The sequence below is a fragment of the Duganella caerulea genome (genome assembly GCF_040362985.1).
Lineage (GTDB): Bacteria > Pseudomonadota > Gammaproteobacteria > Burkholderiales > Burkholderiaceae_D > Rugamonas > Rugamonas vulcania.
This window is the reverse complement of sequence record NZ_BPWJ01000025.1, coordinates 1-11,147: the sequence shown is the minus strand read 5'-3', so window position 1 is coordinate 11,147 and position 11,147 is coordinate 1. Positions and strand designations below refer to the sequence as shown.

The following is an 11,147-nucleotide window of genomic DNA, read 5'->3' as shown; positions in this document are numbered from 1 at the left end:
CCGCCGCACCAGCCCCCGCAGCCGCCGAGAAACCGGCAGCCGAGGAAGCCGCCAAGTCCGCGGCCACCCCGATGACCAATCCGGCCATCTGGTGGAACATGCTGCAGGATCAGTTCAAGCAGGCCGTGTCGACGGCGATGGCGTCGGAATCGATGATGGCCACGGCGGCCGCGCGCGCCACCGACACGGCGGCCAAGTTCGCGGCGGCGGCCACGCAGCCGGCCGCCAAGGCCAAGCCGGCGGCTGCCGCCACCCCGGCCACGGCCAGCGCCGCGCCGAAGAAGGCCCCGGCCAAAAAACGCGCACCGGTCAAGAAGCCGGCCGCCGACAAGGCCTAGCCGCCGGCAGCGCCGGTCACGCCAGCCGCTGGATGCGGATGGCGTCGATCAGGCCATCGGCCTGGCGCTGCACCTTCTCGATATCGATCAGGCCTTCCTCTTCCAGCACCTTGGCGCTGTCGTGGGCAGACTGAAAACTGTCCAGCGTATCTCCCTTGGCGGCGACCGGGCGTATCCAGGCCACGCTGCCGACTTTCATTTTCGTATAAACTTCTTTTGCGATATCGCGCATAGATTGGTGCCCTTTATTTGCCCTCAATATTGACGGCGATTCAAGGCGCAGACAGGGCTGCGCCGCGATTCAGTGTAATCATTTGCCGGGCCGGAAACAAGGCTGCTACGACGCGCGTTGTTGCGTCCAGCCGTCACCCGCGCATGTCCTGGGGGCGGTCCGGTATGGCGCCGTTGGCCGCCTCGTACTCGCTGGCGGCGGCCGCCGCCACCACGCCCGACATCGGCGCCAGCAGCGCCAGTTGCTCCATCAGCTGGGCGAAGCGCTGCTGCCCCGGCGCGATGGCGTCGACATGCATCAGCACCGCGATCGCCTCGTCGGCCAGCTCGCGCACGTAGCCGGTCTGCTGCAGCTGCGAGATCAGGATCTGCGCGGAGTTGAACAGGATGCGCATATTGTGCGGCAGCGCCTTGCGCGCCACCCGCATCCACTCGACCGCCTCGATCAGCTTACCGGTCTTCCACAGCAGCACACCCTTGTTCATCATGTCCGCCGCTTCCTTGCGCGAAGCCTTGATCAGCTCCACGCCCTCGTCGGTCATGCGCGCCTTGTCGAAGATCTTCTGCACGTCCTCCAGCAGCGGCGCGTTGTCATGGTTGTTGCGGGTGATGTAGCACAGCAGCCCCACCGGCGCCTCCTTCACGCCGACCGCGAACAGCAGCGTCGCCATATCGAGGCAGGTTTCGGTGTCGGGGCGCTGCTTGGTCTCGTCGGCCAGCATCGCCTCCAGCTCGTCGCCGGACTTGCGCGCGCGCCGGTAGTCGCCGGTCTCGTGATACACCAGGCCCTCGGTGATCTTGGCGCGCAGCTCGACCTGGTCGCCGCCGAACTGGTGGACCGCCGCGTTCAGCAGGCGTATGGCTTCCTTGGTGTCGTTCTTCTGCGCGCACACGCGCGCCAGGCCGAAGAAGGCGTCCACCGTCTTCATCACCGAATACTCGCCGATCTCGATGCACTTGCGGAAGGCCTTCTCCGCCACCGGGATGTTGCCCAGCTTGAGGGCCGTCTGCCCCAGCGCGCGCTGGCGCGGCACCGAATTGGGCGACAGCTTGGCGGCCTTTTCCAGCACGCCGAAGGCCTCCTCGGTCTTGCCCAGCAACTGGAAGGTCTTGGCCAGCTGGTCGAAGGCGTCGATGTAGAAGCGGTTATCGGTGATCACTGCCTGGAACATGGTCAGCGCCGCATCGAGCTCGCCGTTGTTCATCAGGATCTTGGCCAGGCCGCAGCGCGCCCAGTTGTAGTCGCGCTCCTCCAGCACCTGCTCGTACACCTTGCGCGCCTGTTCCGGCTCGCCGCTCTTGAGCAGCAGCGTGGCCTTCATGCGCAGCAGGTCGATCTCGTGCAGCCGGTCGTGGGCGATCTGCTCGTCGCACAGGCGGGCCGCGCGCAGGTAGTCCTTGTCGGCGAAGGCCTGGTCGATCTCGCGGAAGATCTGCTTCTTGTTCCACACGCGGTTCAGGCGCGTCAACAGCACGCCCTCGGTGATCGGCTTGATGATGTAGGCGTCCGGCTGGTGTTCGGCCGCGCCCATCACCGACTCCACGCTCTTCTCGGCGGAGACCATCAGCCACACGCTGCTGGGCAGCATCAGGTTGCGGATGCGCGCCTCCTCCAGCACCTGCTGGCCGTTCTTGCCGTCGCCGAGGTTGTAATCGCACAGCACCACGTCGTAGCGGGTCTTCGACAGCAGCATCATCGCCTCGCCGCCGCTGGCCGCCTGGTCGATATGCTTGGCGCCGAGGTTGCGCAACGACTCGCGCAGCAGCTGGCGGATGCCGACGAAATCGTCCACCAGCAGGTAGCGCTTCTCTGCCCAGTCGACGTCACCTTCGGCGGTGGCGGCGGCGATCGCCTCGGCGCCGCTCATGGCAATCGCAGCACGAAACAGCCGCCGCCCAGTGTGCCGCCGTTCTCCAGCGCGATGCCGCCGCTGCGCTGGCGGTACTTGTGCATCTTCGCCACTTCGCTGGAGAAGTAGAGACCGAGGCCGCTGCTGTTGTTGAGGAAGTTGATCGCGCTGCGCTGGCTGTTCATCGCGCTGACGCCGGCCTCCAGCAGCGATGGCGGGAAGCCGTCGCCGTTGTCCTCCACGCGCAGTTCGAGATAGTCGCCGTCGATGCGGATCGCCAGGCGCAGGCGGTCGCGCGTGTAGCGGATGGCGTTGTTGATGGCGTGGACCAGCACTCCGATGATCAGGTCCTCGTCCAGGGTCCAGATGGCGTCGGGCGGGAAGTCCAGGTCCAGCGTGATGCCGCGCGATTGCAGCAGGATGCGCGCCTGCGCCGCCACCTGCTCGACCAACTCGCTGACGCGGCATGCCGCGGGGTCGAACGGGTAGCCCGGCTTGCCGACGTCCTTGTAGAGCGCCAGCAGCTGGATCAGGTTGTCGTTGAGGCGCTTGGTCTGGTACAGCATCTGCGCCAGCTGGCCGTAGCCTGGCTGCTCGGGTGTGGTGGGCGCGGCGGCCAGCAGGTTCTCCAGCGTGCCATTAAGGACGCCGATCGAATTCTTCATGTCGTGCACAGTCGACGCCAGGAACATGAACAGCTCCGGCGAACCTTCGTGGTGCTGCGCATCTTCTTCATCCATCGTTCGGCTCTCCATGGACGGCGCGGGTTGGGATTGTTATTTGTGCCGCAATTATAGCCTGTTGATATAGCAGCGCCAACGCTGCGTTGGCGCGCACGCAACGCAAGGCGGCCGGCGGCTACTGGCTGCGGCGGCGCTGTTTGAGCAGGAAGCGGCCGGGATCGAGCGCGTCGACCAGCATGGTCTCCAGCGGCGGCGGCGCGTTTTCCAGCTGCGACACCAGCAGTTCGGCCATCAGCGGCGCCCAGATCAAGCCGCGCGAGGCGTAGCCCAGCAGGCCATACAGGCCGGGATAGCGCGGCACGTCGCGCAGGCGTTCGAGGCGGCCGGCGGAGGGGTAGTCGGGCAGCGGGCCTGCCAGCGGCAGGCGGTCCGGCGCGGCGCAGCGGAAGCCAACCCGGCCCGCCAGCGGCGCGGTGGCGGCCAGCGCGGCGACGGCCTCGCCGGGCACGATCTCGGCGAGGCGGGTCAGGTTTTCCAGCTGGCTTTCGATGCGCAGCTCGGGATCGTCGTCGTTGTCGTAGGTGGCGCCGGCGCAGACGATGCCGCCGGACGGCGGCGTGACGTAAGCCTCGCGGCAAACCACCAGCGGCAGAATCGGCGGCGCAGGAGGCGCCGGCACGGTCGCGGCGCGGGCGTCGCCGTGCATCGGCGGCGTTGACGCGGTCGCGGCATGGGCCCCGTCCTGCGCCGACGGCGCTGGCGCGGTCGCGGCGCGGACGTCATCGGGCGTCAGCGGCGTGGTCGCGGCATGGGCGGCATCCGGCACCGGCAGGTGGGTAACTTGGCCGCGCAGCCGGGACAGCGGCAGTTCGGCCGCCTGCGCGATGTTGACGGCGCCGGTCCCATTGGCCAGCACCACGGTGGGCGCTTGCGCGATCAACGCGCCGTCGCCGCCGCGCACCTGCCATTCGCCGTCCACGCGCTGCAGGTCCAGCACCTCGGTGGTGAACACGCGCCGCAGACGCTCGCCGCACGCATCGAGCATCGCCGCACACAGCGACGCGGGACGCGCCCAGCCGCCCTGCCCGAACAGCCAGCCGCCATGCGGCGTGGCACCGCCCAGCAGTTCGCCGGCGGCATCGGCGTCCAGCCAGCGCACGTATTCCTCGGGGTAGTTCCAGGCCGCCACCACGTCCTGCTGCACCGTCGCATGGTCGGCGTCGCGCGCCAGTTGCAGCACGCCGCAGCTGGCGCCGTCGAACACGCGGCCAACGCCGCCCAGCCGCCGCCACTCGCGCAGCGCGAAGGTGTAGGCGGCGCGGCTCAGGCGCGTTGGGATATTGTCGTCCTTCGACAGCAGCGGCATGAAGATGCCGGCCACGTTGCCGGACGCCTCCTGCGCCGGCGCGGCGTGGCGCTCGATCAGCGTGACCTCCCAGCCGCTGGCGCACAGGCGATGGCTAGCCGCCGATCCGGCCACGCCGGCGCCGATCACGATCGCGCGCCGCACCGGCTCCGGCGGCGGTGCGGGTTGTGGCCTGCGGCTTTGGTAGACGGCGCCGATGTCCTGCGTGCCGTCGATGGCTTTGCAGACAAAGCCCGCCGCCGTCAACGCCCATGCCAGCGCCTCGTCCGGCGCACGCGCGTGCAGGGCGGCGCCCAGCACGGCCAACTTTGCCAGCCCGCGCGCCTGCGATGCGGGGAATGAGGCGTCCACATGGAAGGCGTCGACCCGCGCGGCGACCTGCGGCAGCACGGCATCGAGCGCGCCGACCAGCAGGTCCAGCGTGACGCGGCCATCATCGAGCAGGATGCGGTGGAATCCCGGCACGTCCAGCGGCCACAGGGCACGCAACTGCGCGCCGCTCGTGTCGGCGAGCGTGTCGGGCACCGAGGCGGCGACCGTATCGGCGATCGTGTCCGCGCTTGGGACGTTCGGCGTCACCGCCAGATAGTGCAGCACGCCCTGCGGCGGCAAGCCGCGCCACTCGGCCATGAATCGCTCACCGAGGCCGAAATCGGTGTCCAGCACCACGCGCCGCGTCATCGCTTGCGCGTCCGGCAGAAGCAGTCCGGCGCATGATCGTTCACCATGCCGATGCCCTGCATGTATGCGTAGATGATGGTCGAGCCGACGAACTTGAAACCCAGCTTGGCCAGGTCCTTGGAAATGCGGTCCGACAGCTCGGTCTTGGCCGGGCGCGGCCCGTCGGCGGCATCCAGCGGCTTGCCGCCGACATAAGCCCACAGCCACTGGTCCAGCGTGGTGCCGCTGGCACGCAGGCGAAGATAGGCCTGCGCGTTGGTGATGGCCGCCGCCACCTTCAGGCGGTTGCGCACGATGCCGGCATCCGCCAGCAGCGCCGCCACCTTGTCGGCGTCGTAGGCGGCGATCTTTTCCGCGTCCCACTGGTCAAAGGCGGCGCGGTAGTTCTCGCGCTTGTTGAGTATCGTCTCCCAGCTCAGGCCAGCCTGCGCGCCCTCCAGGTTCAGCATCTCGAACAAACGGCGCTCGTCGTGGCAAGGCACGCCCCATTCCTTGTCGTGGTATTCGAGGTAGAGAGGATTGGCGGGATTGGCCCAGCTGCAGCGCGTCTTGGTCATGGCGAAGAAGGATCGGGGAGAAGCCGACAGTATAACAAGTGGGCTATCATATAGGCCCCTCACCTCGACGGAGATTGGCATGCAATTCGAAGCGAAGATTGAATGGACGCGCAACGGGCAGGACTTCCTGGGACAGCGCTACAGCCGCGCCCACGCATGGCAGTTCGACGGCGGCGCCACGGTGCCCGCATCGTCGTCGCCGCTGTCGGTGCCGCTGCCGATGTCGGATGCCGCAGCCGTCGATCCCGAGGAGGCGCTGGTGGCCGCAACATCCAGCTGCCATATGCTGTTCTTCCTGTCGATCGCCGCCAAGCGCGGACATACCGTCGACAGTTACCGCGACCACGCCGTCGGCCAGATGGGCAAGAACGCCGCCGGCAAAATGGCGATGACGCGCATCGCGCTGCGGCCGGTGATCGCCTTCGCCGGCACCGCGCCGCCGGGCGCCGAGGAGCTGGAAGCCATCCACCACGAGGCGCACGACAAGTGCTACATCGCCAATACGCTCAACTGCGAAGTGGTGGTCGAAGCGGCCTAGGTCTCAAGGTCGCTGGACAAACCCACGCGGCGACGCTCGCCGCCCAGCACCAGCGGCCCGGTCAGGTTGCTGACCAGCCGAACCTCGCCATCGGCCACCGCCTGGTCCAGCTGCTGCATCAGGCGCGGGAAGATGCCGTCCGGGCGCGTGGCTGCGGTGCTGTACAGCGCCGCCCAGGCGTTGCGGCCGGAGCGCTTGGCGATGTACAGGCCCTGGTCGGCCAGCTCCACCACCTGCGACCATGACAGCAAACGCGGTTGCGACGGCAGGAAGGGGAAGCAGGCAAACCCGATCGAACAGGTCTTGGACAAACGCGCGCCGTCCGGCAGCAGGAAATCGCGGTCGGCCACGGCGCGGCGCATGCGCTCCGCCACCACATGGGCCTCGTCGCGGTGCGTGGCGCGCGCCAGCACCAGGAACTCCTCGCCCCCCCAGCGGATCACATAATCCGATTCGCGGAACACTTCGCGCAAACGCTCCTGCATCTGCACCAGGATGGAATCGCCGGCCGCGTGGCCGTAACGGTCATTGACTTCCTTGAAGTGGTCCAGGTCGACCATGAAGAACACCAGGTCGTTGGGCGCCAGCAGGTCGCACTCGGTCAGCTCGCGATGCTGGCTGGTGTCGTAGCCGCGCAGGCTCATGGCCACATCGGCGTCGACATTCTGCAGGAAGAAGCGGCGGTTGCGCAGGCCGGTCAGCTGGTCGGTCAGGCTCACTTCCTCCAGCGCCTTGTAGGCCTGCTCCAGCTCCACGTTCTTCTCCAGCAGCTGCTCCTGGGTCGCGCTCAGGGTCTTGAGCGTGGCCGCCACCTGGCGGTAGGCGCTGGCGTTATCGAGCGCGATCGCGCCGTACGCGCACAGCGTGCGGAAGATCAGCCGTTCGCGCTCGCCGTACGCGCGTTCATGCAGCGACTGCACCGTCATCACGCCCAGCACGCGCTCGCCCACGCGCAGCGGCGCGAAGATCAGGCTCAGAGTCGGCAGCGTGCCGGGGATCAGGTTGGGCGTGACATCGGCCTCACCCAGTTCGATCAGGATCTCGCGCCGCTCGCGCACGCAGCGCGCCGAGTTGGCGTTGGGGTCCGACAGCGGCACCCGCACCGGCGGCACCGGATTGCCGGCCTCCACGCCGAAGGCGCAGGCCAGCCACTCGCCGCCCGGCTCCAGCAGGAACACCGAGAAGTGCGTGGCATCGAGCAGGCCATGCACGTGGCGGTCCAGCGCGCGGAACACCGCCGCCGCGTCCAGATGGGCGGTGATCTCCTGGCCGATGGCGCTCAGGTGCTCCAGCGTGGCGCTGGTCTGTTGCAGCACCTCGGCGCGCTGCGCTTCGGCGGCGGCCAGCTGGCGGTGATGCTCGCCCTCGGTCTGCGCGCGCTCGGTCTGGTACTGCACCTGCATCGCGATGGCGCGGTTGGTGGCTTGCTGGCTGTGGGTCTGGTCGCGCGCCGCGCTGGCCTGCAGCGCGATCGCGTAGGCGCGCGCGTGGTCGCCGATGGCCGCGTACTCGCGCGCGGTGGCGTCGAGCAGCGCGCCGGGCACGGTGTAGCCTTCGATGGTGGCGGCGATCTCCAGCGCCAGCTGCAGGTAATGCAGCACCGGATTGGCCGCCTTCATGTCGGCCGGCGGCGGCAGCTGGTGACGCGCGTGGATGTCGGCCAGTACATTGAGCGCGGCGATCTGGCTGGAGGCGTCGGCGTGTTCGTGCGCCAGCGCCAGCGCGCCCTGCGCGGCGGCCAGCGCCTCCTCGGGCCGCGCCAAGTGCGACAGCGCGTGCGCCTGGCCGCGCCGCGCGCTGCTGCGGAAGTCGGTCTGGCCCAGCGCGTCGCCGCGCGAGGCCAGGCGGGTGAAGCTGTCCAGCGCGGCCGCGTGGTTGCCCAGGTCCAGCGCCAGGTCGCCCTGGTATTCCAGCGCCACCGCATAGGCGCGCGAGCCGGACAAGGGCGCCAGCGTGTTGAGCGCCTCGCGCAGCAGCGTCTGCGCCGCCTCGCGCTGGCCCAGCTGGCGCAGGGTCTCCGCCGTCTGCATCAGACACATGCCGATGCTCAGCGGCCAGCCGGTCGGGCGCGCCAGGTCCAGCCCGCGCTGCATCCAGTCCAGCGCCGCCTCGTGCGCGTTCAGGCTGGTGAAGCCGTTGCCGATGTTGGTGGCGACGATAATGGCGCGCCGTATCTGCCCGGTCGCCAGCGCGGTCTCGTAGCTGAGCATGAGATGGCCGATGGCGCGGCCGTAGTCGCTGCGCTGGAAGGCGCAGGTGCCGAAGAAGTCGCTGATCCAGCCGGCCGCGATGGGCGCCACGCCCTCCAGGTCGGTGCCGAAGCGGCCGCTCCAGCGCTCCTGCGCGGCCTTCCAGTCGCGGAAGGTATCGCAGATGCCGGAGGCGGCGTCGATGACGTCGATGCGCAGCGGGTCGCCGCCGACGCGCGCGGCCAGCGCGGCCTGCTCCAGCCAGTGGCCGCCGGCGCTGCTGTTGCCGCGGTCGTTGGCGACCCAGGCCAGCACCCAGCAGGCGTCCGCGCGCACGCGCTGGGCCTTGGCCGGCAGCGCGGCGGCCTGCTCCAGCTGCCGCAGCGCTTGCTCGGCCTGGTGCTGGGCGGAGTCCAGCCGCCCGTTCAGCCATTCGGCCTCGGCGCCGATCAGCAGCAGGCGGGCGCGCTGCACGGCGGCCTCGGCCTCGGGCAGCGCGGCCAGCAGCGGCGTGAGCTCGGCGGCCAGGGTTTGCGCACGCGACGGCTCGCGCTGGCGCAGGTGCCAGGCCAGCGCCGACAACAGGGGCAGACGCGACGAACCTTGCGCTTCAGACAACTCCGCCTGCCAGCGCGCCAGCTCCACATCGTGCGCGAACATATTCACCAAATAACTTCCCTTTACTGTGTGCTACCCGCTCCCGGTCGGAGCGGCAGGCGCCATTGCCTTAGCGCATGTATGCGCTGTTACAGCATTATTCCACAGTTTACGGACTGCCCTGGCAGCCCTTTTTAAGTCCCTGAAATCAAAGAGATTTTAGTTCCCAAGAGAAATTATTTTAACACGGGGAAATATTCGGCCGCCGATCGCTCACTGTTTGGTGGTCGCGTGCTTGCCGCCCTCCATCGCTTGCACGGTTTGCAAATGCTGGTCCACGGTCGGCTGCAGCTTGGCGGCCAGCGCCTTGACGTCGGCGTCGGTGGCGTGCTTCTGCGCGCTGGCGACCAGCTTGTGCGCTTCGTTGTGCGCCTGCACGCCGGCGTTTTTCAGGTACGCCTGGTCGAAGGCCTCGCCGCTCAGGCTGTTGAGGTGCTCGCTCATGCGCTTTTGCTTGGCGTCCGGTTCGGTCGGCAGCGTGACGTTCTTGCTGCGCGCCACATCCTGCACGGCTTGCAAGCCCTTGGTGTGGTCATCCACCATCTGTTGCGCGAACGTCTTGACCTCCTGCTTGCTGGCCTTTTGCAGGGCGATCTTGCCGGCCTCCACCTCGGCCATATTGGCCTGCGCCAGCTGGGTGAGGATGTGCTGGTCGCCCTTGTTCAGCGTTTGGGCGTAGGATGGCGACATGGCCGCCACGGCCAGGCCGGCGACAATGATGAGTTGCTTTTTCATTGGTATCTCCCGTTCATTGATCGGAAAATTTATTTTACGGTCGAGGGAATAATCCGGTCGTACCTTACGTATACGCAATAACAGCGCCGTTTCGCGTCGCCGTTCAACCCAACCGTAAAGGACTCATGCCATGAAGATCGCCCCCCGCCTGTCCCTCCTGCTCGCCGCCGCGCTGCTGGCCGGCGCCGCCCACGCCGACTCCGTCACGAAAAAAGACGGCATCCTGGTCAACGCGACCGGCATGACCGTGTACACCTTCGACAAGGACGCGGCCGGCAGCGGCACCAGCGCCTGCAACGGCCCGTGCAGCGAGAACTGGCCGGCCGTGGTGCCGGCGGCCAGCGTGGCCGCGCCGTATTCCGCGATCACCCGCGAGGACGGCGCCAAGCAGCTGGCCTACAAGGGCAAGCCGCTGTACCTGTTCAAGAAGGACCTCAAGCCGGGCGACCGCAACGGCGACAACTTCAAGGACATCTGGCACGTGGTCAAGGACTAAGCGCCGTCCATGCAAGACGAACGCGAGCGCCTGATCGCCTGCATCCCGCGCCTGCGCCGCTACGCGCGGGCGCTGCTGGGCGGCCGCGCCGAGGCCGACGACCTGGTGCAGGACACCGTCGAGCGCGGCTGGGACCGGCTGGCCAGCTGGCGGCGCGGCAGCGACATGCGCGCCTGGCTGTTCGGCATCATGCACAACCTGCACGCGGACCAGCAGCGCCGGCCGTCGCTGGCCACCGAGCCGCTCGACGACGCGCTGCAGCCGGCCATGGCCGACACCACCGCCCACGGCCTGGCCCTGCGCGACATGGACCAGGCGCTGCAGCAGCTGCCGCCGGAACAGCGCGAGGTGCTGCTGATGGTGGCGCTGGAAGAGATGCGCTACGACGAGGTGGCGGCCGCCCTCGATATTCCGCTCGGCACGGTGATGTCGCGCCTGTCCCGCGGCAGGGAAAGGCTGCGCCTGATCCTGCAGGGCCAGCCCCTGCCCTCCACGCTCAAGGTGGTCAAATGAATTCCCCTGTTACCGAAGCCGAATTGCAAGCCTGGGTCGACGGCCGCCTGGCGCCCGAACGGCGCGGCGCGGTCGACGCCCACCTGTTGCTGCATCCGGCCGACGCGGCGCGGCTGCAAGCCTACCGCGACCATGACGCCGCACTGCGCGCGCTGTACCAGCCGGTGCTGGAGCAGCCGCTGCCGCCGGCCATGACCGCCCGCGTGACGCCACCCGCGCACCGCCACGGCTGGCCCGGCTGGCTGGTCCCGGGCTCCGGCCCGGCCTGGCCGCCGGCCCTGCGCCTGGCCGCCATGCTGGCGCTGACCGTGGC

At 68.6% G+C, this 11,147-nt stretch carries 11 protein-coding genes and 1 pseudogene; 5 read left to right on the top strand and 7 right to left on the bottom strand.

Annotated features, from left to right (window positions below):
- Positions 1-338: pseudogene (locus ACUJB0_RS31610) on the top strand (PhaM family polyhydroxyalkanoate granule multifunctional regulatory protein); the annotation flags it as partial.
- A 16-nt stretch (positions 339-354) separates the two neighbouring features.
- Here the strand turns inward: ACUJB0_RS31610 and ACUJB0_RS31605 are convergent.
- The 5 genes from ACUJB0_RS31605 to ACUJB0_RS31585 form a co-directional block, all read right to left on the bottom strand.
- Complete coding sequence (locus tag ACUJB0_RS31605) at positions 355-537, bottom strand: hypothetical protein (RefSeq protein ID WP_229213338.1); 183 nt, start codon at positions 535-537, stop codon at positions 355-357.
- A gap of 166 nt (positions 538-703) precedes the next feature.
- The gene (locus ACUJB0_RS31600; protein WP_444848719.1) at positions 704-2,437 is read right to left on the bottom strand and encodes a tetratricopeptide repeat protein; all 1,734 of its coding nucleotides are present in this window, start codon (positions 2,435-2,437) and stop codon (positions 704-706) included.
- Positions 2,434-3,159 carry a sensor histidine kinase gene (locus tag ACUJB0_RS31595; protein ID WP_444848718.1) on the bottom strand — a complete coding sequence of 242 codons (726 nt, stop codon included), beginning with the start codon at positions 3,157-3,159 and terminating at the stop codon, positions 2,434-2,436. Before ACUJB0_RS31595 ends, ACUJB0_RS31600 begins: the two co-directional genes overlap by 4 nt.
- Positions 3,160-3,277: 118 nt before the next feature.
- Positions 3,278-5,149 (bottom strand): FAD-dependent 5-carboxymethylaminomethyl-2-thiouridine(34) oxidoreductase MnmC1, encoded by a 1,872-nt coding sequence (gene mnmC1, locus ACUJB0_RS31590; RefSeq protein WP_444848717.1) that lies wholly within the window; start codon positions 5,147-5,149, stop codon positions 3,278-3,280.
- Positions 5,146-5,706, bottom strand: a complete 561-nt coding sequence (locus ACUJB0_RS31585) for a DNA-3-methyladenine glycosylase I (protein ID WP_444848716.1) — start codon at positions 5,704-5,706, stop codon at positions 5,146-5,148. Before ACUJB0_RS31585 ends, mnmC1 begins: the two co-directional genes overlap by 4 nt.
- A 79-nt stretch (positions 5,707-5,785) precedes the next feature.
- Between ACUJB0_RS31585 and ACUJB0_RS31580 the strand changes: the two genes are divergently transcribed.
- A complete protein-coding gene (locus tag ACUJB0_RS31580) occupies positions 5,786-6,244 on the top strand; it encodes an OsmC family protein (RefSeq protein WP_444848715.1) in 459 nt (152 codons plus the stop codon).
- On the opposite strand, the gene ACUJB0_RS31575 is transcribed toward ACUJB0_RS31580, so the two are convergent.
- Together ACUJB0_RS31575 and ACUJB0_RS31570 are read right to left on the bottom strand one after the other, a co-directional pair.
- Positions 6,241-9,093, bottom strand: a complete 2,853-nt coding sequence (locus ACUJB0_RS31575) for a diguanylate cyclase (protein WP_444848714.1) — start codon at positions 9,091-9,093, stop codon at positions 6,241-6,243. The two genes, ACUJB0_RS31580 and ACUJB0_RS31575, sit on opposite strands and share 4 nt — an antisense overlap.
- Before the next feature lie 210 nt (positions 9,094-9,303).
- On the bottom strand, positions 9,304-9,825 hold the full coding sequence (locus tag ACUJB0_RS31570) for a DUF4142 domain-containing protein (protein WP_444848713.1): 522 nt from the start codon (positions 9,823-9,825) through the stop codon (positions 9,304-9,306).
- Between the two features lie 130 nt (positions 9,826-9,955).
- Between ACUJB0_RS31570 and ACUJB0_RS31565 the strand changes: the two genes are divergently transcribed.
- From ACUJB0_RS31565 to ACUJB0_RS31555, 3 genes are all read left to right on the top strand, one after another.
- Positions 9,956-10,321 (top strand): COG4315 family predicted lipoprotein, encoded by a 366-nt coding sequence (locus ACUJB0_RS31565; RefSeq protein ID WP_444848712.1) that lies wholly within the window; start codon positions 9,956-9,958, stop codon positions 10,319-10,321.
- A gap of 9 nt (positions 10,322-10,330) precedes the next feature.
- Positions 10,331-10,834 carry an RNA polymerase sigma factor gene (locus tag ACUJB0_RS31560; protein ID WP_444848711.1) on the top strand — a complete coding sequence of 168 codons (504 nt, stop codon included), beginning with the start codon at positions 10,331-10,333 and terminating at the stop codon, positions 10,832-10,834.
- A partial coding sequence (locus ACUJB0_RS31555; RefSeq protein ID WP_444848710.1) for an anti-sigma factor family protein occupies positions 10,831-11,147 on the top strand: 317 nt, incomplete at its 3' end. The genes ACUJB0_RS31560 and ACUJB0_RS31555, both read left to right, overlap by 4 nt.

Excerpts from the sequence above, each read along its gene's own strand:
- ACUJB0_RS31605 (WP_229213338.1), bottom strand. The coding sequence starts at position 537 with ATGAAAGTCGGCAGCGTGGCCTGGATACGCCCGGTCGCCGCCAAGGGA.
- ACUJB0_RS31600 (WP_444848719.1), bottom strand. The coding sequence starts at position 2,437 with ATGAGCGGCGCCGAGGCGATCGCCGCCGCCACCGCCGAAGGTGACGTC.
- ACUJB0_RS31595 (WP_444848718.1), bottom strand. The coding sequence starts at position 3,159 with ATGGATGAAGAAGATGCGCAGCACCACGAAGGTTCGCCGGAGCTGTTC.
- mnmC1 (WP_444848717.1), bottom strand. The coding sequence starts at position 5,149 with ATGACGCGGCGCGTGGTGCTGGACACCGATTTCGGCCTCGGTGAGCGA.
- ACUJB0_RS31585 (WP_444848716.1), bottom strand. The coding sequence starts at position 5,706 with ATGACCAAGACGCGCTGCAGCTGGGCCAATCCCGCCAATCCTCTCTAC.
- ACUJB0_RS31580 (WP_444848715.1), top strand. The coding sequence starts at position 5,786 with ATGCAATTCGAAGCGAAGATTGAATGGACGCGCAACGGGCAGGACTTC.
- ACUJB0_RS31575 (WP_444848714.1), bottom strand. The coding sequence starts at position 9,093 with ATGTTCGCGCACGATGTGGAGCTGGCGCGCTGGCAGGCGGAGTTGTCT.
- ACUJB0_RS31570 (WP_444848713.1), bottom strand. The coding sequence starts at position 9,825 with ATGAAAAAGCAACTCATCATTGTCGCCGGCCTGGCCGTGGCGGCCATG.
- ACUJB0_RS31565 (WP_444848712.1), top strand. The coding sequence starts at position 9,956 with ATGAAGATCGCCCCCCGCCTGTCCCTCCTGCTCGCCGCCGCGCTGCTG.
- ACUJB0_RS31560 (WP_444848711.1), top strand. The coding sequence starts at position 10,331 with ATGCAAGACGAACGCGAGCGCCTGATCGCCTGCATCCCGCGCCTGCGC.